This is a genomic window from Pseudorhodoferax soli, assembly GCF_003337555.1.
In the GTDB taxonomy this organism is placed as follows: domain Bacteria; phylum Pseudomonadota; class Gammaproteobacteria; order Burkholderiales; family Burkholderiaceae_C; genus Pseudorhodoferax; species Pseudorhodoferax soli.
The window spans coordinates 67,711-93,476 of sequence record NZ_QPJK01000003.1 but is presented as its reverse complement, the minus strand read 5'-3'; the positions used below and the strand labels follow the sequence as shown (position 1 = coordinate 93,476).

At 71.6% G+C, this 25,766-nt stretch carries 24 protein-coding genes; 17 read left to right on the top strand and 7 right to left on the bottom strand.

The genetic code is table 11. The features are described 5' to 3' along the window. Positions 1 to 30: 30 nt before the first annotated feature. Together DES41_RS12075 and DES41_RS12070 are read right to left on the bottom strand one after the other, a co-directional pair. Entirely contained in the window at positions 31 to 3,099 is a 3,069-nt protein-coding gene (locus DES41_RS12075) for a putative bifunctional diguanylate cyclase/phosphodiesterase (RefSeq protein WP_114467905.1), read from the bottom strand. Positions 3,100 to 3,232: 133 nt separating this feature from the next. Continuing rightward, entirely contained in the window at positions 3,233 to 3,460 is a 228-nt protein-coding gene (locus DES41_RS12070) for a hypothetical protein (RefSeq protein ID WP_114467904.1), read from the bottom strand. A gap of 257 nt (positions 3,461 to 3,717) precedes the next feature. On the opposite strand from DES41_RS12070, the gene DES41_RS12065 reads away from it, so the two are divergent. After that, positions 3,718 to 4,788, top strand: a complete 1,071-nt coding sequence (locus DES41_RS12065) for a YihY/virulence factor BrkB family protein (RefSeq protein ID WP_114468392.1) — start codon at positions 3,718 to 3,720, stop codon at positions 4,786 to 4,788. Positions 4,789 to 4,792: 4 nt separating this feature from the next. On the opposite strand, the gene DES41_RS12060 is transcribed toward DES41_RS12065, so the two are convergent. After that, positions 4,793 to 7,165, bottom strand: a complete 2,373-nt coding sequence (locus DES41_RS12060; RefSeq protein WP_114467903.1) for a DNA polymerase II — start codon at positions 7,163 to 7,165, stop codon at positions 4,793 to 4,795. A gap of 278 nt (positions 7,166 to 7,443) precedes the next feature. Between DES41_RS12060 and DES41_RS38735 the strand changes: the two genes are divergently transcribed. The 3 genes from DES41_RS38735 (at position 7,444) to DES41_RS12055 (ending at position 10,198) form a co-directional block, all read left to right on the top strand. Continuing rightward, entirely contained in the window at positions 7,444 to 7,647 is a 204-nt protein-coding gene (locus tag DES41_RS38735; RefSeq protein WP_147282840.1) for a hypothetical protein, read from the top strand. Positions 7,648 to 7,660: 13 nt separating this feature from the next. Then, entirely contained in the window at positions 7,661 to 7,828 is a 168-nt protein-coding gene (locus DES41_RS38365; protein ID WP_211332962.1) for a hypothetical protein, read from the top strand. A gap of 174 nt (positions 7,829 to 8,002) precedes the next feature. After that, the gene (locus DES41_RS12055; RefSeq protein WP_114467902.1) at positions 8,003 to 10,198 is read left to right on the top strand and encodes an ATP-binding protein; all 2,196 of its coding nucleotides are present in this window, start codon (positions 8,003 to 8,005) and stop codon (positions 10,196 to 10,198) included. Between the two features lie 13 nt (positions 10,199 to 10,211). Here DES41_RS12055 and DES41_RS12050 read toward each other — a convergent pair whose 3' ends face one another. Further along, entirely contained in the window at positions 10,212 to 10,565 is a 354-nt protein-coding gene (locus tag DES41_RS12050) for a hypothetical protein (RefSeq protein ID WP_114467901.1), read from the bottom strand. Next, positions 10,543 to 10,779 (bottom strand): hypothetical protein, encoded by a 237-nt coding sequence (locus tag DES41_RS12045; RefSeq protein WP_114467900.1) that lies wholly within the window; start codon positions 10,777 to 10,779, stop codon positions 10,543 to 10,545. Before DES41_RS12045 ends, DES41_RS12050 begins: the two co-directional genes overlap by 23 nt. Before the next feature lie 141 nt (positions 10,780 to 10,920). Here DES41_RS12045 and DES41_RS12040 point away from each other — a divergent pair, with 141 nt between their 5' ends. From DES41_RS12040 to DES41_RS11985, 12 genes are all read left to right on the top strand, one after another. Further along, complete coding sequence (locus tag DES41_RS12040) at positions 10,921 to 11,640, top strand: aldolase (RefSeq protein ID WP_114467899.1); 720 nt, start codon at positions 10,921 to 10,923, stop codon at positions 11,638 to 11,640. Positions 11,641 to 11,647: 7 nt separating this feature from the next. Beyond that, the gene (locus DES41_RS12035; protein ID WP_114467898.1) at positions 11,648 to 13,027 is read left to right on the top strand and encodes a CoA transferase; all 1,380 of its coding nucleotides are present in this window, start codon (positions 11,648 to 11,650) and stop codon (positions 13,025 to 13,027) included. A 73-nt stretch (positions 13,028 to 13,100) separates the two neighbouring features. Next, positions 13,101 to 13,907 (top strand): TlpA disulfide reductase family protein, encoded by an 807-nt coding sequence (locus DES41_RS12030; protein WP_114467897.1) that lies wholly within the window; start codon positions 13,101 to 13,103, stop codon positions 13,905 to 13,907. Positions 13,908 to 13,983: 76 nt separating this feature from the next. Further along, entirely contained in the window at positions 13,984 to 14,973 is a 990-nt protein-coding gene (locus DES41_RS12025; protein WP_114467896.1) for a Bug family tripartite tricarboxylate transporter substrate binding protein, read from the top strand. A gap of 263 nt (positions 14,974 to 15,236) precedes the next feature. Next, a complete protein-coding gene (locus DES41_RS12020) occupies positions 15,237 to 16,058 on the top strand; it encodes an HpcH/HpaI aldolase family protein (protein WP_114467895.1) in 822 nt (273 codons plus the stop codon). Between the two features lie 55 nt (positions 16,059 to 16,113). After that, positions 16,114 to 16,698: a rhomboid family intramembrane serine protease gene (locus tag DES41_RS12015; protein ID WP_114467894.1), complete on the top strand. Its 585-nt coding sequence runs from the start codon at positions 16,114 to 16,116 to the stop codon at positions 16,696 to 16,698. Positions 16,699 to 16,714: 16 nt separating this feature from the next. Further along, positions 16,715 to 17,398 (top strand): extensin-like domain-containing protein, encoded by a 684-nt coding sequence (locus tag DES41_RS12010; protein WP_114467893.1) that lies wholly within the window; start codon positions 16,715 to 16,717, stop codon positions 17,396 to 17,398. A 146-nt stretch (positions 17,399 to 17,544) separates the two neighbouring features. After that, entirely contained in the window at positions 17,545 to 18,228 is a 684-nt protein-coding gene (locus DES41_RS12005) for a 2Fe-2S iron-sulfur cluster-binding protein (protein ID WP_114467892.1), read from the top strand. Next, positions 18,225 to 19,196 (top strand): FAD binding domain-containing protein, encoded by a 972-nt coding sequence (locus tag DES41_RS12000; protein ID WP_114467891.1) that lies wholly within the window; start codon positions 18,225 to 18,227, stop codon positions 19,194 to 19,196. Before DES41_RS12005 ends, DES41_RS12000 begins: the two co-directional genes overlap by 4 nt. Further along, positions 19,193 to 21,355 carry a xanthine dehydrogenase family protein molybdopterin-binding subunit gene (locus tag DES41_RS11995; protein WP_114467890.1) on the top strand — a complete coding sequence of 721 codons (2,163 nt, stop codon included), beginning with the start codon at positions 19,193 to 19,195 and terminating at the stop codon, positions 21,353 to 21,355. The genes DES41_RS12000 and DES41_RS11995 overlap by 4 nt, the downstream gene beginning before the upstream one ends. 89 nt (positions 21,356 to 21,444) lie before the next feature. Further along, positions 21,445 to 22,380, top strand: a complete 936-nt coding sequence (locus tag DES41_RS11990; protein ID WP_114468391.1) for an AraC family transcriptional regulator — start codon at positions 21,445 to 21,447, stop codon at positions 22,378 to 22,380. A gap of 192 nt (positions 22,381 to 22,572) precedes the next feature. Further along, complete coding sequence (locus tag DES41_RS11985; RefSeq protein ID WP_114467889.1) at positions 22,573 to 22,887, top strand: hypothetical protein; 315 nt, start codon at positions 22,573 to 22,575, stop codon at positions 22,885 to 22,887. 42 nt (positions 22,888 to 22,929) lie between these two features. Here the strand turns inward: DES41_RS11985 and icd are convergent, their stop codons facing one another. Beyond that, positions 22,930 to 24,183, bottom strand: coding sequence for an NADP-dependent isocitrate dehydrogenase (icd, locus tag DES41_RS11980; protein ID WP_114467888.1), 1,254 nt, complete (start codon positions 24,181 to 24,183; stop codon positions 22,930 to 22,932). Between the two features lie 173 nt (positions 24,184 to 24,356). Here icd and DES41_RS11975 point away from each other — a divergent pair, with 173 nt between their 5' ends. Continuing rightward, positions 24,357 to 24,809 (top strand): DUF192 domain-containing protein, encoded by a 453-nt coding sequence (locus DES41_RS11975; protein ID WP_114468390.1) that lies wholly within the window; start codon positions 24,357 to 24,359, stop codon positions 24,807 to 24,809. Between the two features lie 3 nt (positions 24,810 to 24,812). Here DES41_RS11975 and DES41_RS11970 read toward each other — a convergent pair whose 3' ends face one another. After that, entirely contained in the window at positions 24,813 to 25,724 is a 912-nt protein-coding gene (locus DES41_RS11970) for a LysR family transcriptional regulator (protein WP_114467887.1), read from the bottom strand. Between the last annotated feature and the right edge of the window lie 42 nt (positions 25,725 to 25,766).

Sequence of the window (25,766 nt, the reverse complement as noted above, 5' to 3'; positions counted from 1 at the left end):
CGCGCAGGCGGTGCCGCCGTGCGCGCCGGCTCAGCGCCCTTCGCAGCCGAACAGGGGCTGCAGCCCGGAAGGCGCAGCCGCGCTTCTGAGCGGCAAGGTGGTCTGCAGCAGGCTGCGCAGCCCCTCGTCCGGGATCGGCCTGGAGTACAGGTAGCCCTGCATCTCGTCGCAGCCGCAGTCCTTGAGGAAGTTCGCCTGCTCCTCGGTTTCCACCCCTTCGGCAATGACGCGCAAGCGCAGGGCCTTGGCCATCGAGACGACCGACTGGACGATGGCCTCGGCCTCCTGCCCCTTGGCCGTTCCGATGGGCAGGACGAAGGACCGGTCGATCTTAAGCTTGTCGAGCGGGAACCGGGTGAGGTAGCTCAGGCTGGAGTAGCCGGTGCCGAAGTCGTCCAGCGCGATGCGCACGCCCATGGCCGACAGGCGCTCCATCGTCGCGATGGCCGCTTCCGAGCTTTCCATGATGAGGCTCTCCGTCAGCTCGAGCACCAGGCCGTGCGGCGCGACGCCGAAGCGCGCCATCGTCTGCGCCACCTGCTCGACGAAACCCGGCCGGCTGAACTGCAGCGCCGAGACGTTCACCGCGATGGGCGGCGGCTGCAGGCCGGCGCTGTGCCAGCCGGCCCAGGTGCGGCAGGCCTCTTCCAGGACCCACTGGCTCAGTTCGACGATGAGCCCCGAGGCTTCGGCGATGGCGACGAAGCGCGCCGGCGGCACCATGCCGCGCCGCGGGTGGTTCCAGCGCAGCAGCGCCTCGACACCGGTCAGCGACCAGTTGCTCAGGCGGGCCTGGGGCTGGTAGTGCAGCGCCAGCTGGCGGTTCTCGATGGCCGCTTGCAGCTCCACCGCCAACAGCATGTCGTCGTGCGCCGAGGCGTTCATCGCGGGCTCGTACAGCTGCCAGGTCTTGCCGCCGCGGCATTTGGCCGTGCTCAGCGCAGCGCCGGCGTTGCGCAGCAGCGACTCGGCGTCCTGCGACAGCTCGGGGTAGCTGGCCACCCCCACGCTGACCGAGGGCGTGATGGCATGGGCGCCCGCCGTGTACTTGCAGCACGCCATGTCCAGCATGCGGTTGATGGTCAGCGCGTGGCCGACCGGCGGCCCCTCGAGCAGGCCGACGAACTCGTCGGCGCCGAAGTGAAAGAGCTTGTCCGCCGGCAGCGAGGCCTGCAGCCGCTGCGCCAGCGCGACCAGCATCCTGTCGCCCTCGGACAGTCCGAACGATTCGTTGATGGACTTGAAGCGGTCCAGGTTGAGCACGACGACGGTCAGGCTCCTGTCCCGCTCGGCGGCCTGCCGCACCAGCGTGGGCAGCACCGCATCCAGGCAGCGCCGGTTCGGCAAGCCGGTGAGCTGGTCGTGGTTGGCGTGGTACGCGGCCCGCGTCTGCGCCTCGCGCAGCGCCGTGAGGTCGGTGAACATGCCGACGTACTGGTAGACATCGCCCGCCGCGTCGCGGTGCGCGGTCGCGAGCATGTGGCGCGGGTAGGTCTGGCCGTTCTTGCGGCGTCCCTCCAGCTCGCCCTCCCAGAAGTCGTTCTCGAGGACGGCCGAGACCATCATGGCGTTCTTCCCGGGGTCCGCACCCGTGGTGAGCGCCTCCACCGCCACGCCCAGCACCTCTTCGGGCGCGTAACCCGTGATGGCCGTGAACGCCGGGTTGACGGAGACGACCTCCAGGGCCTTGTTGCACACGACGATGGCCGCCGGCGCGAGTTCGAAGACGCTGGCCGCCTGCTGCATGCGGGCCTGCACCTCGCGCGCCTGGGTGACGTCCGTGGCCACGCTGTGGAAGTAGCGGCGGCCCTGGATCTCCAGCAGGCCGACACTGCCTTCGATGAAGAAGATGCTGCCGTCGGAACGGCGGCGCCGGCCGGTGAACCGGCGCGAGTCGCCGGGTTGCATGCCCTTGACCATCTGCAGCACGGCAGCGCGTTCGCTGTCGGGTGCCAGCGCCATGACGTCGCTGCCGATCAGCTGGTCGCGCGCCAGGCCGAATGCCTTCAGCGCGGACTCGCTGGCATCGACGACCTTGCCGCGCCAGTCGTTGAGCACGAACAGCGCATCGCCGCCGCGCAGGATCTGGTCGTAGAAGCCGGCCATCTCGGCCTCGCGCTGGAAGTGGTGGTGGCGTTCCGCGCGCAACCACAGCGCCAGGCCGGCGGCCACCAGCAGCAGCAGCACGCCGTAGGCCGCCACGGCCATCCGGGTCGGCTGCCGCAGGCCGGCGAGGATCTCCGTCTCGTCGAGCACGCCGACCAGGTACCAGCCGGGCAGCGACAGCGCCTCGCGCACGGCCATGGCTTCGGCGCCGCTGCCTGCCACGCCCTTGACGAGGTTCTCGGGCCCGGTCAGCAGGCGGTGCTCGATGCTGCCGGCCGCGACGTCGTCGAAGACTGCCAGCGCTTGCCCGCCCGCGCCGCCGATGCTGCCGAAGCGCACGGGCTTGCCGTCCCGCAGGCGCATCAGAAAGCCCTCGCCATCGAACACCTTCGGGCTGGATTGCGTCAGCGTCCGCACGAGTTGCACCGGGTCCACCTCGAGGTAGAACACGAAGCGCGACAGCGGGCCGCGCGCGGCGATGCGGCGCACCACCGCGGCGCGGTAGGCGTTGGCCGGGCCCGGGGACGGCAGGTCGATCCAGCGGACCCCGTCGGCGTCCGCCATGCCGCTGGCCAGTGCGATGTCGGCGTGGGCCGGCCGGACACCGCTCACGAACACCGCCAGCTTCTGCTCCGTGTCGACGATGCTGACCGACGGGTAGCCGTAGCGCTGGCGGATCGCGTCCAGGGAGTTCTGGATGTCTTCGTCGTCGGCTCGGCCGACGCCGCGCTCCATCGCATGGCGCAGCACATGCAGCATGCTGGCATGGCTGGAGAACACGTCGGCATCCGCGAAACGCTCCGCCAGCCATGCGTTCATGCTGCGGGCACCGAGCTGCACGGTGCCGCGCAAGGTGTCCACCGCGGCACGCTCGCTCCAGCGTTCGGCCTGGTAGAGGACCAGGCTCCCAAGGAACAGGACCGCGGCGGCGAAGGCGATGAATCCGGCCGTCAGGCGCCACGAGAGCGGCCGGCCACGCAATGACAATCTCATACGTCTGGGTGGGGGTGGGAGTGGCGCAGGCGCACGTCCCCGGGCACGGCGGCGTGGTGCGCACCGGCGGTGTCGGTCCCTGGCGCCGCCGGGGGCACACAGCACCGCCCGCTCCGCCGTTCACTGCGGCGCATCACGGCCCGAGCAGCAAACGGAAGTCTGCCGGCACCGTGCCGCAGCAGGCCACCATGGCCGCGCGGCCCGCAATCTGCCAGGTACGCGCTGCACGCGCCATGGCAGGGCTGGCGTCCGGCGCGGCGGCCTGGGCCTCGGCACGCGCGAGCTGCTCATGGGCACGGTGCGCAGCCTCCGGGCTCAGCCCTGCGCTGCGCAGTACATGGGCCGCAGCCCTGGCGCCCATGGCTTTTTGCTCTGCCGACGCCCCCGACGCGATCACGACCAGATTCACATCCATCCCCTTGCACGCGGGTCGCAAGTGCCCGCCATCCCCGATTCTGTGGAGATCGCAGATCCGAATGTGACGTGACTGTGGCGGCCCCGCCCCTGTCCGCAGCCGACGATCTGACACCACCCGTGCTGCACGGCTGACAGTGGCGCGCGCGCTGGCGCGCAAGACTGGTCGCAACCGATCTCAGCTTGGGGGGAAATACCGTGAAGATGGCCCAATGGATGAAGCTGGCCAAGGAGGCCGTGGTGGCCTGGTCCGACGACTACGCGCCCAGCATGGGCGCTGCGATCTCCTACTACACGCTGTTCTCGCTCGCGCCGTTGCTGGTGCTGGTGATCGCGGTGGCCGGCCTCGCCTTCGGTGCCGAGGCGGTGCGCGGGCAGATCTCGGCGCAGCTGTCTGCGCTCATGGGGCCGGAGACGGCCGAGGCCATCGAGGGCATGGTGGCCAGCGCCACGGTGAGCGGCAGCGGCATCTGGGCCACCATCGCCAGCGTGGCCGTGCTGCTGGTCGGCGCCACCACCGTCTTCAGCGAACTGCAGTCTGCGCTCGACCGCATCTGGCACGTGCCCGAGGCGCGCAAGCCCAGCGGCATCTGGGGCCTGCTGCGCGCCCGGCTGTTCTCGCTCGGCCTGATCCTGGGGCTGGCCTTCCTGCTGATGGTGTCGCTGGCCGTCAGCGCCGGCCTGGCGGCCTTCGGCAGCTACGTGGGTAGCCTCATGCCGGGCCAGGAACTGCTGCTGCAGGTGCTCAACACCGGCGTGGCGCTGGCCGTCACGGCCGTGCTGTTCGCGATGATCTTCAAGCTCATGCCCACGGCCAAGGTGGCCTGGCGCGACGTCTGGGTCGGCGCCGCGGTCACCGCGCTGCTGTTCGAGGTCGGCAAGCTGCTGATCGGCCTGTACCTGGGCAAGAGTGCGCTGGCCAACTCCTTCGCCGGCGCCGGCGCGCTCGTGGTGCTGCTGGCCTGGGTCTACTACGCGGCGCAGATCTTCCTGCTCGGCGCGGAGTTCACCAAGGTCTACGCCCATGCCCATGGCTCGGCCCGGGGGCAGACCGCCGCCACGCCGGTGCAGCTGACGGCCGCCGATGCGCGCAAGCCAGCCGAGCCTGGCGCGCAGGCGCCGGCACCGCAGGCGGCCGTCTCGCACTGGACGGCCCATGCCTCGCGCGAGCTGCTGCCCAAGCTCGCGCTGCTGGGCGGGCTGGTGCTGCTGCGCATCGTGGTGGAGTCGCGCGCCAAGCGCGAGCGGCGCCTGGTGCGCAAGGCCAAGTCCTGAGACGCTAGAACAACCGGCGCTGCGCACCCGTCAGCGCCGCAAAGCTGTCGCCCATGGGGTGCAGGATGGCATCGGCGATCGGCAGCAGCTGCTTGTTGAGGTAGTGCGCGTAGTCGATGCCCGCCCGGCGCGCCTCCAGCGGCTCCGGTCCGTTGCGCGTCATGACATAGCGGATCCAGCCGCCCTGCTGGTATTGCATCGGCCGGTTCATGCGCAGGTTGTGTTCGTCGGCGAGGCGCGCGGCACGCACCTGCGGCGGCACGTTGACCTGGTAGGCGTCCAGCCGGTGGCGCAGCCGCTTGCGGTAGACCAGCAGCGCGTCCTTCTCGCCCGCCAGCGTGGCCCGCGCGTACTCGGTGACGAACGCGCGGTAGGGCTCGCCGCGGAAGATGCGCGACAGCAGGCCTTCCTGGAACTGGCGTGCGAGCGGCGTCCAGTCGCTGCGGGCCATCTCCAGGCCGCGGAACACCATCTCCTCGCGGCCCTGGGCGTCGACGCTGAGGCCCGCATAGCGTTTCTTGCTGCCCACGTCCGAGCCGCGGATGGTGGGCATGAAGAACTTGCCGTAGTGCGTGTCGAACTCGATCTCCAGGAAGTTCTCCAGTCCCTGCTCTTCGCGCAGCGTGCGCGTCCACCAGGCGTTGATGTCCCGCACCAGGCCGGCCGCCACGGCGTGGGCCTCGGCGTTGCCATGGGGGCGCTTGAGCCAGACGAAGATCGAGTCGGTATCGCCGTAGATGGCCTGGTGGCCGCGCTGCTCCACGAAGTCGCGCGTGCGCTTCATGATCTCGTGGCCGCGCAGCGTGACGGCCGACACCAGCTTGGGATTGAAGAAGCGGCATTCGGATGCGCCCAGCACACCTGCGAAGGAGTTCATGAGCAGCTTGAGCGCCTGCGACAGCGGCGCGTTGCCGGCGCGCTTGGCCTCGTCGCGCGCGTGCCAGAAGGTGGTCACGATCTCGGGCAGGCAATGCCGCTCGCGCGAGAACACTGTGTCCTGCGGCCCGTGCACGAGAGCGGCGGGCTCCTGGGCGTGCATGCCCTCCACCAGGCCCACGGGATCGACCAGGAAGGTGCGGATGATGGAGGGGTACAGGCTCTTGTAGTCCAGCACCACGACGGCATCGTAGAAGCCCGGCCTGGAGTCCATCACGTAGCCGCCCGGGTAGGCCTTGGCCGCGATGTCGCCCACGTTCGGCGCCACATAGCCCATGCGGTGCATGCGCGGCAGGTAGTGGTGGCTGAACGCTGCGATGGAGCCGCCGAAATGGTCGGCCTGCAGGCCCGTGGCCTGCGCGCGCTCGAGCACGAACTGCAGCAGCGCGGTCTTCTCGAAGATGCGCAGCACGAGCGCGCAGTCCTGGATGTTGTAGGCGGCCAGCGCCGGCTTGTCTTCCTGGTAGCGCCGCTCGATCTCGGCCATCTTGTCGTAGGCGTCACCGATGTCCTTGCCCTCGCCCAGCAAGGCCTGCGCGACGGACTCCAAGCTGAAGGACGGAAAGCTCCACATCGCCGCGCGCAACGCCTCGATGCCGTCGATGACGACCCGCCCCGGCATCGGCGCGAACAGGTAGCCCTGCTGGCCCGGGTGCGTGCGCCAGGCGATGGGCTGGCACCCGCGGCCAGGCAGCAGCGGCACGCCGCAGGCATCGGCCGCCTTCTGCAGCACGCGCAGGTCGAACTGCACCACGTTCCAGCCGATCACCACATCGGGGTCGTGTTCGACGAACCAGCCGTTGAGCCGCTCCAGCATCTCGCGGCGGCTGGCGCAGTGGACGAGCGTGAAGTCCATCGGCGCGGCCGGCGCGGCAACCGCCTCTCCGAGCATGAAGACCACACGCGGGCCGGTGCCGTCCAGCGCGATGGAATAGAGCTCCTCGGTCGCGCTGGTCTCGATGTCCAGCGACACGACCTTGACGACCGGGCGGTATCCGGGCGCGGGCCGCAGGCGGCCATCGACGATGGTGTCGCCCGCCTGCTGCCCGCCCTCCACCACCACGCCCGCCGTGATGAAGCGTTCCATGAGGTGGCGGTCGTGCGGCCGCACGTCGGCCTCGTAGAGCGGAATCTGCAGCGCCTGCAGCGCCCGCGCCAGCCGGCCCAGCTGCCGAAAGTGGCGCGCGTAAATGCCGAGCACGGGCTCCTGGCCGAAGGAGCGCAGCGCCAGTTCGCGCAGCTCCAGGCCGGGCAGCGTGGCCAGCTGGGCCTCGACGGCGGCCCGGTGCCGGGCCGCCACGAAGGCCACCGAGGTCTGCGCCCGCAGCAGCAGCCGGCGCGGGCCCTGCTCCGTGGCCAGCCAGTACTCGATGTCGGTGCCGTCCGGCGCATCGCGCCAGTGGCGCGTGAGGATGAAGCCCTTGAGTTCGGTGGACGCCACGGGGGCCTGCGGAGAGATGGAGCGGTGACGCGGGTGTTGGACGGGCGCGATTCTCGCTGGCGTGCCGGGGCCCGCCGACTTGTCCCTGGCGGGCGTGGGCAAGGCTGTGGACAAGCTGGTGGGATGTGCCCGAAACCCTTGCCTGGCGCGGCCTGCGACGCGGTGCCTCTTGAATGGGCAGTGCGCTGGCGTTCGCGGCTGTCAGCGCGGTCCTACACCGAGCATCGGAACCGGAGCACAGGCCGCACAGGCTGCGCTTCGTTACGCTATGTCACACCATGCAACAAATACGCATCTCGCGCCCCGCGGAACTCCCATCCCCCGATGGCCGGCGTTTCGATTGCCAATGGATGGAAGCCAGCCAGATGAACCGCTGGTTCCTCAAGGCCCGTCTGGCCGAGGCCCTGGCCGCCCACGGTCCCGACAGCCATTGGATCGAGACGCGTCCCCTGAACCGCGCAGACGTGCGGCTCGGTGCCTGAGCCCGTGCTCTGGATGCCCTGGCAGGTCCTCGCTTTCCTCGCCCTGCTCGGCGCCACAGGCGCCTGGGCCTGGGCACCGCAGCACTGGCATGCGGCCGTGCAGGCCAACGCAGCTGGCCGCCTGCTGCGCCTGGCGTTCACCGCCCTGGTGGTGCTGGTGTACGCCAGCATGGTGGTCTGAGCCGACCGGCGTTCCAGCGGCGTCCTGCCGGCTGCGCGCCGGCGCGGTCCCTGAACCGGTCCAGCGTCAGCCGGGGCCGACCGCCATTGCGCAGCGGCGGGACGATGGCGGCGCAGGGAGCCGCCAAGCTCCCATAATGCGACCCGCCGAAAAGGACACCACCCGTCTCCAGAAATGAGCATCCGAAAGCGCCTGCTGTTGCTGGTCATTGCCGTCTGGCTGCCCGCCGCGGCCGGCTTCGGCATGCTCACCTGGTACACGCACAACGAGCAGGTCGCCGGCACGCGGCGGCAGGTGCAGGAGTACGGGCTGCGCGTGTCCACCACCGTGGAGCGCGAGCTCGACCGGCGCACGGTGCTGGCCCAGGCCCTGGCATCGTCCGGTGAGGCACGCAACGGTGACTTCGCGCGCCTGCACGAGGAAGCGCGCAGCGCGACGGCCGGCGCGGACTCCTGGGCCCTGCTGGTCGACACCGGGGCGCAGATCCTCAACACCAGGGCGCCGTACCCGGGCCCGCGCGTGCCACGCGCCAAGCCGCTGGCGCTGGCCGAGACCGGGCCCAAGGTGCTCTTCGTCGCCAAGGCCCCCGTGGCGAGGACGCCGGCCATCACCGTTTTCGTGCCGGTACCGGGCATGGTGCCGCAGCACTACAACGTGGGCGTGGCGTTCGAGCCGGCCGTCCTGCAGCAGGCGCTGGACGCCAACCCGGGGCCGTTCCAGGCGCTCGCGGCCGTGGTCGACAGCGAGCAGGTGATCATGGCGCGCAGCCGCGACCCGGGGAAATGGTTCGGCGTCTCGGCTTCGCCTGCGTTCAAGCAGCGCATCCTGTCCGGCGGCACGGGTTTTGCGGAGTCGACCACGCTGGACGGCGTGCGCTCCATGACCTACCTCTCGCCGCCCAACGCCTATGGCTGGTCCGTCATCGTCTCCGTGCCGATGAGTGCGCTCGAGGCCGCGGCGCAGCAGGCCTCGGCCAAGGCCGTGGGCGCGGCGGCGCTGCTGCTGGCCTTCGGTCTCCTGCTGGCGCTGAGCGGCATGCGCAAGATCGGGCGCACCGTCGACGCCTTGCAGAGCGCGGCCGGCGACCTGGCGCACCACCGCGTGCCGCCGCGGCTGCTGACCGGCGTTTCCGAGGTGGACCAGATCGCCGGCGCCCTGCACGAAGCCGGCCTACGCGCCCAGGCGTCCAATGCCACGCTGGAGCGCCGTGTGCGCGAGGCCGTGACCCACGCCCAGGATGCCCAGGCCCAGCTGCTACAGAGCCAGAAGCTCGAACTCGTGGGGCGCCTGACGGCCGGTGTCGCGCATGACTTCAACAACCTGCTGCAGACCATCGTCACCGCGCACCACCTGTTGCTGCGCCGCGTGACCGACGGGCCGGAGCGGCGCACGCTGGACGGCGCCGTGCGCGCCGTCGCCAAGGCGCGCGACCTCGTCAAGCAGCTCATGACGTTCGGCCGGGTGCAGTTGCTGGAACCCACCGCCGTCAGCATTCCGGACGTGGTGCTCAAGAGCCAGGAACTCACGCGCACCGCCGTCGGCGAGGCGATCGTGTTGAGCACCTCGCTGGAGCCCGGGCTGCCCGCCGTCCATGTGGACGCCGTGCAGTTCGAGATGGCGCTGCTCAACCTGGTCTTCAACGCGCGCGACGCGATGCCGGCCGGCGGCCACATCGACATCGCCGCCCAGGAGGCGCAGGCCGAGGAGACCGCGCACCTGGGTCCGGGACGCTTCGTGCGCGTGGAGGTGGCCGACACGGGCAGCGGCATGAGCGAGGAGGTCCGCGCCCGCGCGTTCGAACCCTACTTCACGACCAAGCCCGTGGGCTCGGGCAGCGGGATCGGGCTGGCCCAGGTGCATGCCTTCGCCAAGCAGTCCGGCGGCGACATCGGCCTGTCCAGCCATCTCGGCGTGGGCACGCGCATCCGCCTGTACCTGCCCGTCGCGACCGCGCGGCCCGACGCTGCGGCCGTTGTGCCGCAGGCCGCGCCGCCCGCGCCCATGGCGGGCGTGCGCATCCTGATGGTCGAGGACGACAAGCTGGTCTCGGCCATGGTCGCCTCCGCGCTCGAGGAGGAAGGCTATGCGGTGCGCCGCTGCGCCACGGCAGACGAAGCGCTGGGGGTGCTGCAGGCCGGCAACGCCTTCGACATCCTGTTCACCGACGTCGTGATGCCGGGCCGCATGAACGGCGTGGACCTGGCGCGCTGGTGCGCGGCCGAGCGTCCCGGCATCGCCATCGTCGTCAGCACGGGCTACGCCGAGAACCTGCAGGAGTTCTCGGCCACGGTGCTGCGCAAGCCCTACGAGACGGGTGCGCTGTTCGCCGCACTGGAGGAGGCCTGCAAGCGCAAGGCCGTTGCCGCCTGAGGCTGCCCGCTGCTCACCCGGACGAGAAGCGGTAGCCCCTGGACTGCAGGCAGCGGTCGAAGGCGGCGCTGCGCGCGCCGGCGTTGAGGTCGGTGGAGGCACCCGGCGGCTGGACCAGCGGCGCGCAGGGGCCCTGTCCGTAGATGTCGGTGCACTTGCGGTCCGCCTCGGTCGGCCAGCTCGGCGCCGTCATCTGGCGTGGTGGCCAGGCCTTGGCGGCCTCGGCGCCGCAGGCTGCCTTGTCGGCCTCCAGCTGGTCCGGCGTGGCGCCGGGCTTGTTCCAGCTGCCGCATCCGGCCAGCACCAGCGCGACGGCCCAGGGCAGCGCCCGGCGCAGCCCGCGCTCAGCGCGCCTGCGGCTCGACATAGGGCTGCTCCACATGCCAGCCGGCGTTGCCGACCAGGCCTGCCGCCATGAGCCCTTCGTACTGCTCGCGCGTGACGGGCATCAGGAACAGCGCGGCCGATCCGTCCTCGGCCTCGGCCGGCAGCCAGACCAGGCAGCCCTTGCCGGGCCGGTAGCGCTGCGCGGCTTCGGGCACGTAGATGCTGAGTTCCTGCAGTTTCTCGCGGATGTTCATGGCGGCCTCCGGTGGTTGCCGCCAGTCTGGGCGGGGGCCGGCGGCGGCCCTGTCGGACGACAGGCCATCCGCGTGGAAGACGCCTACCGGCAGCCCGGGCGAAGCCCTGCAAGAATGGCCGCGCCATCCACCGGAGTCCCCATGCATTCCAACGATTTCAACAGCCCGGCCGTCACCACCCTGCGAGAGGACCTGGCGCTGGCCCTGCGCGCCGCCGCCCACCACGGCCTGGCCGAAGGCGTCTGCAACCACTTCAGCGTGGAGTTGCCCGACGCCAGCGGCCGCTTCCTGCTGAACCCCCGCGGCCTGCTGTGGTCCGAGGTGCAGGCCGACGACGTGGTCATGGTCGATGCCCATGGCGAGCGCCTGGCCGGCCGCCATGCGGTAGAGCCCACCGCCATGTTCATCCACGCCGCCATCCACCGCCTGTGCGGCCAGGCCGTGGTGCTGCACACCCACATGCCCTACGCCACCGCGCTGACGCTGACCGAGGATGGCATGCTGGACAGCTGCCTGTCGCAGAACGCCATGCGCTTCCACGGCCGCGTGGCGCTGGACCCGCGCTACAACGGCCTGGCGCTGGACAACGCCGAGGGCGAGCGCATCGCACGCGCCATGCAGGGTGCCGACGTGGCCTTCCTGGCCAACCACGGCGTGGTGGTCTGCGGCGCGCGCATCGACCACACCTACGACGACCTGTACTACCTGGAGCGCGCCTGCATGGCCCAGGTGCTGGCCCAGTCCACCGGCCGGCCGCTGCGGCGCGCCGACCCCGACCTGGTGGCGCGCGTGTGCGAACAGACGCTGGGCGAGCGGCTGCAGTCCGAACTGTTCTTCGCGGCGCTGCGGCGCCAGCTGTGAGGCCGGCATGGACAGCACCCGAACCGTCGCCGCCATCTGGGCCGGGGCCGGCCTGCCCGAGGCCGCGCTGGCCGAACTGCAGCTGACCGGCCAGGAGCCGGTCGTCCCCTCCTCCTTCGCAGTGGGCACCGCCGCCCAGGCCAGCATGGCGGCCGCGGCGCTGGCCGCTGCCGAACTCGGCCACGCACGCGGCGTGGCCCGCCAGCGCGTGGCCGTGGACATGGCGCATGCGGCGTTGGAATGCACCGGCTGGTTCAGCCTGGACGGCCAGGCGCCAGACCTCTGGGACGCCTTCTCCGGCCTGTACCGCTGCGCCGACGGCCATGTGCGCCTGCACGCCAACTTCGCCCACCACCGCGAGGGCGCGCTGCGCCTGCTGGGGCTGGACCCGTCCACCGCCCAGCGCAGCGATGCAGAGCGTGCGCTGGCGGGCTGGCGCGCGCTGGACTTCGAGCAGGCCACGGCCGAACGCGGCCTCGTCGCCACCGCGCTGCGCAGCTTCGACCAGTGGGACGCCACGCCGCAGGCGCAGGCCATCGCCGCCCAGCCGCTGTTCACCCTCACGCGCATCGGCGACGCGCCGCCGCGGGCCCTGCCGCCCCTGCAGGCGGACGCGTTGCCGCTGGACGGCCTGCGCGTGCTCGACCTCACGCGCATCCTGGCCGGCCCGGTCGGTGGCCGCGCGCTGGCCGCGCTGGGCGCCGAGGTGCTGCTCGTGAACAGCCCGCACCTGCCCAACATCGCCGCCATCGCCGACACCAGCCGGGGCAAGCGCTCGGCCCAGGTCGACCTGCGCACCGACACCGGGCAGGCACAGCTGCGCGCATTGCTGGCCGAGGCCCATGTGTTCTCGCAGGGCTACCGGCCCGGCGGCCTGGCCGCACTGGGATTCGGGCCCGAAGCGCTGGCCGCGCTGCGCCCCGGACTGGTCTGTGTCTCGCTGACGGCCTATGGCGCGCAAGGCCCCTGGGCCGCGCGGCGCGGCTTCGACTCGCTGGTGCAGACGGCCATGGGCTTCAACCAGGCCGAGGGCGAAGCCGCGGGCGACGGCCAACCGCGGCCCATGCCCATGCAGATCCTCGACGAGGCATCGGGCTTCCTGATGGCCTTCGGCGCCGCGGCCGCGCTGTGGCGCCAGCAGCGCGAAGGCGGCAGCTGGCACGTGCAGGTCTCGCTGGCGCAGACCGGGCACTGGCTGCGCGGCCTGGGCCGCGTGCCGGGCGGGCTGCAGGTGCCGATGCCGGACCGCACGCCCTTCCTCGAAACCAGCGGCTCGGGCTTCGGCCAGCTCCGTGCCGTGCGGCCGGCCATGCAGCTGGGCCGCGCCACGGTGGGCTACCGCCATCCCTCCATGCCGCCCGGCAGCCACCCGCCTGCATGGAGATGAGCGCCGCGACGGGCCGCCCCCAGCAAGCGCGCTCCCGCCTGGCGGGACAGGCCGCAGGCCGAAGGGTGCACCAGTGAGCCTGCAGCTCGGCCCGGTGGTGCTGCCGGCACCGGTGCTGCTGGTGTTGGCCAGCACGCTGCTGGCGTTCTGGCTGGCCCGCCGCCTGGCGCGGCCGCTGGGCGTGGACACCGAGCCGCGGCTGTGGGGCGTGCTGCTGGCCGCGCTGCTGTGCGCACGGCTGGCCTTCGTCTGGAACTACCGCGAGGCCTACCTCGCCGCGCCGCTGTCGGCGCTGGACATCCGCGACGGCGGCTGGAGCCCGGTGGCCGGCATCGTCGGCGGCTGGCTCGCCACGGCCGTGCTGCTGCCGGTGCGCCGGCCCGAACGCCGACCCGTGCTGCGCGCGCTGGCCGCGGCCACCGGCCTGTGGCTGGCGGGCACGCTGGCATTGCAATGGCATGGCCTCCAGCAGCAGCGCAGCCTGCCGGCGCTGCTGCTGGTGGCCGTGGACGGCCGCACGGTAGACCTGCGCTCCTTCCGCGGCAAGCCCGTGGTGCTGAACCTGTGGGCCACCTGGTGCCCGCCCTGCCGGCGTGAGATGCCGGTGCTGCAGCAGCTGCAGGCCGAGCGGGCCGACGTGCACGTGGTCTTCGCCAACCAGGGCGAAAGCGCCGCGCGCGTGCTGCAGTACCTGGCCGGCCAGCAGCTGCAGTTGCATCACCTGCTGTTCGACCCCAAGGCCAGTGCCGGCCAGGCCTTCGGCCACCGGGCGCTGCCGACGACCTACTTCTTCGACCGCGAGGGCCGGCTCGTGGACGCGCGCATCGGCGAGCTCTCGCGTGCGACGCTGGCCGAGCGGCTGCACCGCATCGCCCCTTGAACCCTTGGGCCGAATCCTTGGGGTATGGTCGCGCAGCGGCATCCGCCGACCCACAACGACCCAGGAGATTCCCCGCATGCACGAACGCACCCCTTCGCGCCACCGCCGCAGCGCCCTCGCACTGCTGCTCGCCGCCACCGCCGCGCCCGCGCTGATGGCCCAGGCCGCCTGGCCGGCCAAGCCCATCACCGTCATCGTTCCGTTCCCGCCCGGCGGCCAGACCGACGTGATCGGACGCCTGGTCTGCGACCAGCTGTCGCGCCGGCTCGGCCAGCCCGTGGTGGTGGAGAACCGGCCCGGCGTGAACGGCTCGCTGGGCTCCGAGCAGGTGGCGCGCGCCGCGGCCGACGGCTACACGCTGGTGGTCACCGGCCCGGGCACGCATGCGATCAACCAGCTCGTGAACCCGAACGTGAAGTACGACGCGCGCAAGGACTTCACCCACATCGGCATGGTCACGCGCGCCGGCAACGTGCTGCTGGCCTCGCCGGCCTTCCAGGGCAAGAGCGTGGCCGACGTGGTGGCGCTGTCCAAGGCCAAGCCGCGCTCGATCAACTTCGCGCTGACCGGCATCGGCTCGTCGGGCCACATGTCGATGGAACTGCTTAAGCAGGCTGCCGGCATCGACTTCAACGCCGTGCCCTACAAAGGTGACGCGCCGGCCATCACCGACCTGATCGGCGGCCAGGTGGACCTGCTGTTCGTCAACGCGACCTCGGCCGGCGCCCAGGTGCGCGGCGGCAAGCTGCGCGGCCTGGCCGTGACCAGCCCCGAGCGCAACACCCTTCTGCCCGATCTGCCGACCATGGCCGAGGCCGGCCAAGCCGAGGTCGTGGCGCAGTCCTGGACCGGCCTGGCCGGCCCCGCGGGCTTGCCCGCCGCCCTGGTCGAGCGCCTGAACCGCGAGCTGCAGGGCATCCTCGCGCTGCCCGAGGTGCGCGAGCGCTTCGCCGCCACCGGCAACACCGCCGTGCCCGGCAGCCCGGCCGACGCCCAGCGCTTCGTCGACGACGAGGTCGCCAAATGGAGCAAGGTCGTCAAGGCCGGCAACATCAAGATTGAGTAGACCACCCCGTTTGGATGTCTCACTTCGTGTAGACATCCCATCCCCCTCAAGGGGCCGAGCCCGGACACAAAAGGTCCAGTGGACCTTTTGTGCCTGGCGAGGAGCCGGGCCACTGGCCCGGCGCGGCCTGCAAGGCCTCCCCAGCGGTCCGGCAGAGCCGGCCCCGCGGGTGCACTGGCGTGGCCTGCTCCGCGGCCTTCTGACCCTTTGCTTGCGTGCCGATCTTGCGCATGGCAGCTGACTTAGCATCTTTGAACACTGGAGTGAATCGCTTGCAACCCAACCTCTTCAAACGCGCGCTGCGCGAAGGCCGCACGCAGATCGGCATCTGGTCCACGCTGGCCTCGCCCTACGCCACCGAACTCATCGCCGGCAGCGGCTACGACTGGGGCCTGCTGGACACCGAGCACACCCCGAGCGACGTGCCGCTGATGCTGAACCAGCTGCAGGCCGTGGCCTCGGCCGTGCCCGCGGCCGGTGCCGCGCCCATGGAGGCCGTGGTGCGCCCGGCCTGGAACGACACTGTGCTGATCAAGCGCTACCTGGACATCGGCGCGCGCAGCCTGCTGCTGCCTTTCGTGCAGAACGCCGACGAGGCCCAGGCGGCCGTGCGCGCCACGCGCTACGCGCCGGCCGGCGTGCGCGGCATGGGCGGCTCCACGCGCGCCACCAACTTCGGCCGCACGGCCGGCTACGTGGACCATGCGCACGAGGAGATCTGCCTGCTGGTGCAGGTGGAGACGCGCGAGGCGCTGGCGCAGATCGAGGCGATCGCCGCCATCGATGGCATCGACGGCATCTTCATCGGCCCGGCCGACCTGTCGGCCAGCATGGGCCACCCGGGCAAGCCGCGCCACCCCGAGGTGGACGCCGCCATCGACGACGCCATCCGGCGCATCCGCCGCGCCGGCAAGGCCCCCGGCATCCTGATGGCCGATGCCGAGCGCGCCCGGGCCTGCATCGCCCAGGGCGCGCAGTTCGTGGCCGTGGCCATGGACATGCTGCTGCTGCGCAACGGTGCCGACAACACCGCCGCCCAATGGCGCGACCAAGCTGCCGCGGCGGGCCGCTCGGACAGCTACTGAGCGCGCCAAACCCGTAGCCGGCGGACGGCCAAGCCGGCTCGCATAGCATGCCCGCATGCCACCACTGATCCAGAACCTGCTCATCGCCAACATCGGCGTGTTCGTGCTCCAGATGCTGCTGGGCGGCGACATCCTGGCCTGGTTCGCGCTGTGGCCGCTGGAGTCGGGCATGTTCATGCCCTGGCAGGTGGCGAGCTATGCCTTCCTGCACGGCAGCCTCATGCACCTGGCCTTCAACATGTACGGGCTGTGGATGTTCGGCGGCGAGCTCGAGCGCGTCTGGGGTTCGCGCCGGCTGGCCGTGTTCTATGCCGCCAGCGTGGGCACGGCCGCGCTGGCGCAACTGCTGGTCACCGGCATGACGGGCAGCATGGCCCCCACCGTGGGCGCCTCGGGCGGCCTGTTCGGCCTGCTGATGGGCTTTGCCATGGTGTTCCCGCAGCGCCGCATCACGCCGCTGCTGCCGCCGATCCCGATGCCGGCCTGGGTCTTCGTGATGCTCTACGGCGCCATCGAACTCACGCTGGGCGTGACCGGCAGCGCCAGCGGCGTGGCGCACTTCGCCCACCTGGGCGGGCTGCTGGGCGGCTGGCTGGTGATGCGCTACTGGCGCGGGCAGGCGCCGTTCGGTCGGCGCTGAAGGCCAGGGGCCACGCATGAAGTGGTTGCTGGCCGTGCTGGCATGCGCCGGCCTGGCTGGGGCCGTGTCGTACGGCCGCTACTGGACGCTGCCAGACCGCCACAACCCATGGGCGCCGTTGCACTATGCGGAGCCGCCCAACTGGCTGACGCGCTACAAGCTGCAGCGCCTCGCACAGCAGCCCGAGGCCTGCCTGGCGCTGATGGCCAGCACGCCGTGGCGCTTTGCACCCATCCCCGACCGTGAGACCGGCCCGGGCTGCGGCATGCACGACGCCATCCAGGTGCAGCGCACGGCCGTGGCCATCGGCCCGCCGCTGGCGCTCACATGCCAGGCGGCCGCCTCGCTGGCGCTGTGGGAGCGCCATGTCATGCAGCCGCAGGCCGCGCTGTGGTTCGGCATGCCGGTGCGCAGCATCGAGCACTACGGCAGCTACGCCTGCCGCAACGTGGCAGGTGCCGGCCGGCGCAGCGAGCATGCCACGGCGAATGCGGTGGACCTGGCCGGCTTCGTGCTGCAGGACGGCCGCCGCATCACCGTGGCGCGCGACTGGAGCCGCCCCGGGCCGGCCGGGCAGTTCCTGCAATCGCTGCACCAAGGCGGCTGCGGGCTGTTCACCGGCGCGCTCGGGCCGGGCTACAACCAGGCCCACGCCGACCACTTCCACTTCGACCGCGGGCCGTTCGGCATCTGCCGCTAGCGCGGCCTGGCTGCAGAGCCGCGCACTCCCGCAGCCCGCTCTTTGCCACGTCTGGCGAAGCAGGCAAGACTCCTGCGGGATCGGGCAACCCGGGCGCGGCACCGCTGCCTACATTGAAGCCCATGCCCCACCACCACACCCCACCCATGCCGGAACAGCCCGGCACCCCGTGCGGCGGCCCGACTTCCGCATGCGCGGCGGTCTCGCGCCGCGGCTTTCTGGCCGCCAGCGCCGCCGCGGGCGCTGGCGCGGCAACGCTGGCGACGCAGGCCGTTGCATCCTCCGCCGCAGGCGATGCCGCAGCGCAACCCGCCGCGCCCGGCGCCACCACGGTGCAGATGACCGTCAACGGCGCAGGCCGCAGCCTCACGCTCGACCCGTGCGTGACCCTGCTGGACGCGCTGCGCGACCAGCTCGACCTGACCGGCAGCAAGAAGGGCTGCGACCATGGGCAGTGCGGCGCCTGCACCGTGCTCGTCAACGGCCGGCGCATCAACAGCTGCCTCACGCTGGCGGTGATGCACGAGGGCGACAGCATCACCACGATCGAAGGGCTGGGCACGCCCGAGGCGCTGCACCCCATGCAGGCCGCGTTCGTGCGGCACGACGGCTTCCAGTGCGGCTTCTGCACGCCAGGGCAGATCTGCTCGTCCGTCGCGATGCTGCAGGAGATCCGGCAAGGCGTGCCCAGCCATGCCACCGCAGACCTCATGCAGGTGCGGTTCTCCGACGCCGAAGTGCGCGAACGCATGGCCGGCAACCTGTGCCGCTGCGCGGCTTACCCCAACATCGTCGCGGCCATCCGCGACGCGGCAGGAGCCCGCACATGAAGCCCTTCACCTACCAACGCGCCGGCTCCGTCGAGGAAGCCGTGGCCGCCGTCGCAGCCGTGCCGGGTGCCAGGTTCATCGCCGGCGGCACCAATCTGCTGGACCTCATGAAGCTGCACATCGAGACGCCCATGCACCTCGTGGATGTCAACCGCATCGGCCTGGACCAGATCACGCCGACACCGGCGGGCGGGCTGCGCATCGGCGCGCTGGTGCGCAACACCGAGCTGGCGTCCGATGCGCGGGTGCGCCGCGGCTATGCCGTGCTGAGCCGCGCCATCGTGGCGGGTGCATCGGGCCAGCTGCGCAACAAGGCGACCACGGCCGGCAACCTGCTGCAGCGCACGCGCTGCCCCTACTTCTACGAGACCGCCCTGCCCTGCAACAAGCGCAGCCCGGGCAGCGGCTGCTCCGCCATCGGCGGCCAGACGCGCAACCACGCCATCCTCGGTGCGAGCGCGCATTGCATCGCCACCCATCCCTCGGACATGGCGGTGGCGATGCGCGCACTCGACGCGCAGGTGGAAACCGCGAACCCCGACGGGCAGCGGCGGACCATCCCCATCGCCGCGCTCTACGCACCCCCCGGCGACACGCCGCACAGGGAAACCACGCTGCTGCCGGGCGAGCTCATCACGGCCGTGACGCTGCCCGCGCCGCTGGGCGGCGTGCACATCTACCGCAAGGTGCGCGACCGCGCCTCCTATGCCTTTGCGAACGTGTCGATGGCCTTCGTGGCCCAGCGCGAAGGCGGCCGGATGCGGCCGCTGCGCATGGCCTTCGGCGGCCTCGCGCACGCGCCGTGGCGGGTCGAGGCCGCGGAGCGGCTGGCAGGCGCTGCGGCGGGCGACATCGCCGAGGCGGTGCTGCAGGGCGCCAGGCCGACCGCGCAGAACGCCTACAAGCTGCCGCTCGTCCAGCGCGTGCTGCAAGCCGGCCTCGCCCAGGCCCAGGGAGAACCAGCATGATCGGCCAGGCCATCGACCGCGCGGACGGCCCCCTGAAGGTCACGGGCCGCGCCCGCTACACGCTGGACCGCCGCGAGGCCGGCGTGCCGCTCAGCGGCGTCGTCGTCGGTTCGGCCATCGGCCGCGGCCGCATCACCGGCATCGACACGGCCCGCGCCGAACGCGCACCCGGCGTGGCGCTCGTCGTCACGCACCGCAACGTGCCGGCACAGGGCGCGGTCGACACCACGGTGGCGTCGCAGTTCGCGCGGGCGCGGCCGGTGTTCGTCGGCGACCGCATCGGCTACGCCGGGCAGCCCGTGGCACTGGTGGTGGCCGACACGCTGGCGCAGGCGCAGGCGGCGGCGGCACTGCTGCAGATCGACTACGCCAGCGAAGGCGGCAGCTTCGCGGTCGACGCCCAGCCCGGCTATGCGCCGGCGCGCGCCAACGCGGGCTTTGCCAACGACACGGCGGTCGGCGACCTGGACCGCGCCATGGCCGATGCCCCGGTGACGCTGGACCACAGCTACAGCACGTCCTGGCAGGCCGCCCATGCCATGGAGCCGCACGCCTGCGTCGCTGCGTGGAAGGATGGCACGCTGCATGTCTGGGCCAGCCTGCAGCGCATCAGCACCACGCGCCTGTCCATCGCCGCCACGCTGGGCATCCCGGTGGACGCCATCCACATCGATGCGGCCTTCGTCGGCGGCGGCTTCGGCTCCAAGCTCTCGACCCACGCGGAGATCGTCTGCGCGGCCATCGCCACACGCGCCCTGGGGCGCCCCGTGCGGGTGGCGCTGACGCGCCGGCAGATGGCGTCCATGGTCGGCGGACGGCCCGAGACCGTGCAGCGGGTGCGTCTGGCCGCCACCCGCGACGGGCGGCTCATGGGCATCGGCCACGCCGTGCGCATGCAGGGCAGCCCCGGCGAGGAGTTCACCGAGCAGACCGCCACCGTGACGCGCTCGCTCTACGCGGCACCGCACCGCGCCACCAGCCACCGCGTGGTGGTGCTCGACCGGATGCTGCCCGAGCCGGTGCGCGGCCCCGGCGAGCTGCCCGGGCTGCTGGCGGTCGAGGCCGCGGTGGACGAACTGGCCTTCCAGCTCGGCATCGACCCGGTGGCGCTGCGCCTCTACAACGACACGGCCGTCGACCCGGAACGCGGCGTGCCGCTGTCCGGCCGCAAGCTGGCCGACTGCCTCGTCGCCGGCGCCGAGCGCTTCGGCTGGTCGCAGCGGCCGGCGCGCCCGGCGTCGCAGCGCGATGGCCGCTGGCAGGTCGGCTGGGGCGTGGCGTCGGCCATCCGCATCCACTTCCAGGGCGCGACGCGCGTGGTCGTGCGCGTGGGCGCGGACGGCCGCGTCCAGGTGCTCTCCGACATGACCGACATCGGCACGGGCACCTACACCATCCTGGCGCAGGTGGCGGCCGAGAGCCTGGGCCTGCCGCTGGCGCAGATCGACGTGCAACTGGCCCGCAGCGACCTGCCGGTCAGCGGCGGCTCGGGCGGCTCCTGGGGCGCGGCCAACACCAGCGTGGCCCTGGCGCGGGCCTGCGAGGCGCTCAAGGCCAAGGCACGCGCGGCGTCGCGCCAGCCCGGCGGCGCGGACGGCAAGGTGCGCTATCCCGTCGGCCTGCAAGCCGAGGGCAGCATCGCCGGCCAGGGCGACGACCCGCGCTACCGCCTGTTCTCGCAGCACACCTACGGCGCCACCTTCGCGGAGGTGGGCGTGGACGCGGACACCTGCGAGGTCCGCGTGCGGCGCATGCTCGGCGTGTTCGCGGCAGGCCGCATCCTGAACCCCAAGACTGCGCGCTCGCAGCTGATCGGCGGCATGGCCTGGGGCATCGGCTCGGCGCTGCACGAGGCGGGGCACCTGGATCCGCGCTCCGGCCACATGCTCAACCGCGACCTGGGCGAGTACCTGGTGCCGACCCACGCGGATGTGCCCGCCATCGAGGCCGTGCTGCTGGAAGACTTCGACGACGCCGCCAACACCATGGGCATCAAGGGCGTGGGCGAGCTCGGCGTGTGCGGCAGCGGCGCCGCGGTGGCGAACGCAGTCTTCCATGCCACGGGCGTGCGTTTGCGCGAATTCCCGCTGACGGCGGACCGGCTGCTGATGGCCACGCACGAGGCCAGCGGCGCAGGCGCGAGCGGGGTGGCCGCATGAACGGCGGCAAGGTCGTCCGCCTGCGGCCCGCGGCACGGCAAGGTGCTCCGCACTGCTATGCTTTTCCGATGCCGTCCGCGCCTTCGCCCATGCCCCGTGCCGCGCCCCCGCAGGGCGACGTGCTGCGCCGGTCGGCCTGCCTGGCAGAGCTGGCGCGCTGGGTCGAGGTGTTCGCGCCGCACGACGGCGTGCACGCCACGCCGGTGCCGAAGCTGCGGCTCATCCGCGCGTCGCAGGCCTCCACCGTCACGCATGTCCTCTACGAGCCGGCCGTGTGCCTCCTGGCACAGGGACGCAAGCAGCTGCTGGTGGGCGATGGGCGGGTGGAATACGACCCGTCGCACCACCTCGTCGCCTCGCACCACATCCCGGTGGCAGGCCAGATCGTCGAAGCGTCCGCTGAGCGGCCCTACCTGTGCGTGTGGATCGACCTGGACCCGGACACGCTCGCCTCGCTGCTGCTGGAAGGCGGCGGCCCGGTCGCGGCCCCGGGCAGGACCGCAGGCGGCGCGCCCCGCGGCATCTACAGCGCAAACACCGGCGAGCAGCTGCTGGAGGCCGTGCTGCGGCTGTGCCGCCTGCTCGACACGCCACAGCACATCCCGCGCCTGGCGCCCTTGGTCCAGCGCGAGATCATGTACTGGCTGCTGGCCGCCGACGATGGCTGGAAGCTGGCGCAGTTCGTGACGCCGGGTACGCAGTCGCAACGCATCGGCCTGGCCATCGACTGGCTGCGCCAGCGCTACAAGGAGCCGCTGGACATGGCCGACGTGGCGCGCGCGGGCAACATGAGCTTGTCGTCGCTCAATGCCCACTTCAAGGCGGTGACGAACATGAGCCCGCTGCAATACCAGAAGCAGCTGCGCCTGCTGGAAGCCCGCCGGATGCTGGTCACCGCGGCCGTCAGCGCCGAGCAGGCCGCCCACAGCGTCGGCTACCAGAGCGCCTCGCAGTTCAACCGGGAGTACGCCCGGGCGTTCGGAAAGAGTCCGGCGCGCGACGCGCGCGAACTGCGCACCGGCTGACCTGGCGGCCCGGTGCATGCGTAGGCCATGCACCGACGCTGCGCCGCAGCATCGGCCGATACCTGCACCCCGCCCTGCGGGGCACAGTGAAGCCATCGACGAACGACACCTCCAGAGCGGCGCGGCAGGCGCGGACATGGGGTCCGCACTGCATCCACGCGCCGCAGCGTCCGTCCACTGAAAGGAATCCGCATGCACCGCAAGCTTCTGACCGCCGCCCTGATCGCCGCCGCTGGCTTTGCCGCCGCACCCGGCCATGCCGCCGGCTTCTTCGACGGCGAAGTCGTCCACGCGCCCGACATCGACAACGCCTCCAGCGTCACCACTCGCGACGAGGTCCAGGCGCGCTACCACCTGGCCGAGCGCATGGGGACCACCCCGGTGGACGGCGAGGTCGGCAATGCACAGGTCCAGGCCGAGGCCTACAGCCTGCGCCCGCGCGAACTCGTGCGGTCCGAGGCCAGCGAGATGGTCCGCCATGGCGAGCAGCTCGGCGGCGAAGTCTGATCGCCCCTTGCCCTGAACAGAAGCCGCCGCGAGGCGGCTTTCCTACATCTGCTCGACCATCACCTGGCCGAAGCCCGAGCACGAGACCTGCGTGGCCCCGTCCATGAGCCGCGCGAAGTCGTAGGTCACCTTCTTGGACAGCACGGCCTGCTCCATCGCGTGGATGACGAGGTCGGCCGCTTCCTTCCAGCCCATGTGGCGCAGCATCATCTCGGCTGACAGGATCAGCGAGCCGGGGTTCACGTAGTCCTTGTCGGCGTACTTGGGCGCCGTGCCGTGCGTGGCCTCGAACAGCGCCACGGTGTCGGACATGTTGGCGCCGGGCGCGATGCCCATGCCGCCGACCTGCGCCGCCAGCGCATCGGAGATGTAGTCGCCGTTCAGGTTGAGCGTGGCGATCACGTCGTACTCGGCCGGGCGCATCAGGATCTGCTGCAGGAAGGCGTCGGCGATCACGTCCTTGACCATGATCCACTTGCCGGTGTCGGGGTTCTTGAAGCGGCACCACAGGCTGTCGTCGATGCGCTCGGCGCCGAACTCCTTCTGCGCCAGCGCATAGCCCCAGTCACGGAAGGCACCTTCGGTGAACTTCATGATGTTGCCCTTGTGCACCAGCGTCACGCTGTCGCGCTTGTGGTCGATGGCGTACTGGAGCGCCCTGCGCACCAGGCGTTCCGTGCCCTCGCGCGAGACCGGCTTGACGCCGATGCCCGAGGTCTCGGGGAAGCGGATGGTCGTCACGCCCAGCTCCTTGCGCAGGAAGTCGATGAGCTTGATGGCCTCGGGCGTCTGGGCGGCGAACTCGATGCTGGCGTAGATGTCCTCGGAGTTCTCGCGGAAGGTGACCATGTCGGTCTTCTCGGGCTCCTTGAGCGGCGAGGGCACGCCCTTGAAGTAGCGCACCGGACGCAGGCAGACGTACAGGTCCAGCAGCTGGCGCAGCTTGACGTTCAGCGAGCGGATGCCGCCGCCCACGGGCGTGGTCAGCGGGCCCTTGATGGCCACCACATGCTCGCGCACGGCGGCCACGGTTTCCTCGGGCAGCCAGGTGTCGGCACCGTACAGGCGTGTGGCCTTCTCACCGGCATAGACCTCCATCCACTGGATCTGGCGCGCACCGCCATAGGCCTTGGCCACGGCCGCATCGACCACCTTGCGCATGACCGGCGTGATGTCGCGGCCCACGCCATCGCCCTCGATGAACGGGATGATGGGCTCGTCGGGTACGTTCAGCGACAGGTCGGCGTTGAGCGTGATCTTCTGGCCGCGGGTGGGCGGCGCGATGTGCTGGGACATGGTGGGAGAAACTCCGGCGCAGGCTTCGAGGTCTGGGACGCGGTGCGCAACGGTCTTCGCACCGGACGAAAGGCGCGGCGATTCTAGCCTTCGGCCCTGCGCCCGCCCAGGCGCGCAGGCGACGGCACGGCGTGGAAGAATGGCCGTTTTGCCGCCACCGAGAGAACGCCGTCATGCGTCTGTTTCTTCGCCTGCTCGCCCCCCTGTTGTTCGCCAGCTTCGCGGGCGCCGGCCTGGCCCAGGAAGGGCCGCAACTCGACCTGCCGCGCACCCAGCTCGCAGCGGGCATGCACCACCTGGACGTGCAGCTGGCGACCACGCCGCTGCAGCGCCAGATCGGTCTCATGAACCGCAAGGAGATGCCGCAGCACGAGGGCATGCTGTTCGAGTTCGAGGAAGCCGGCGTGCAGTGCTTCTGGATGAAGAACACGCTGCTGCCGCTCACCGCGGCCTTCGTCGACGATGCCGGTGTGATCGTGAACCTGGTGGACATGAAGCCGCAGACCACCGATTCGCACTGCTCGGCCAAGCCGGTGCGCTTCGTGCTCGAGATGAACCAGGGCTGGTTCGCCAAGAAGGGCATCAAGGCCGGCTACCAGTTGAGCGGCCAGCCCTTCAGGCGCTGAGCCTCAGGGAACCTCGCCCTTCGCCATCGCGGCGAAGCGCTGGTGCAGCCAGTCGCGCAGGCTGCGCACTGCCGGCGTCAGCTGCCGGCGGGCCGGCACCACCAGGGCCAGCGGCGAGGGTTCGCCGAGCCAGTGCGGGTTCACATGCACGAGCCGGCCGGCCGCGAGTTCGCCCGCCACGTCCAGCCAGGACTTGTAGGCGATGCCCAGGCCCGCCAGGGCCCAGCGCTTGACGACCTCGCCGTCGTTGGCGGAGCGGCGGCCCTGCACCGGCACCTGCAGCCAGGCGCCCTCCACCTGCAGCGGCCAGCTGGCCGGCAGCTCGCCGCCCAGCATGAAGCGCAGCGCCTCGCGCCTGCCCAGATCGTCTGGCGTGGCCGGGCTGCCCTGCTGCGCGAGATAGCCCGGCGAAGCCACCAGCACGCGCCGGTTGTCGGGCGCCAGCGGCAGCGCCACCTGCGTGGCCGCGTCGGGTGCGCCATAGCGGATCGCCAGGTCGATGGGGGTGCGGAGCAGGTCGCTGTTGCGGTCGGCCAGGTGCAGGCGCAGCGCCAGCTGCGGATGGCGCTGCTGGAACGCCTCCAGCCAGGGCAGCAGCACATGGCGGCCCAGGTCGGACGGCAGGGCCAGTTGGAGTTCGCCCTGCAGGGCCTGGTGCTGGGCCTGCGCCGCGTCGCGCGCGTGCTGCAGGGCCTGCAGGGCCTGGCGCACATGCGGCAGCAGCCGTTCGCCCTCGGCCGAGGGCCGCAGGCTGCGCGTGCTGCGCACGAACAGCGGCACGCCCCATTGCGCCTCCATGCGCTTGACGGCGGCGCTGGCGGCGGCGGGCGACCAGTCGAGCGCGCGGGCAGCGGCCGTGAGGCTGCCGAGTTCGGCCGCGCGCACCAGCAGTTCGAGGTCGGCGATGCGGGTCATCGTTCCATTTTCTTTGAAAGTGATTCGCGCCCTGCCGGCTGT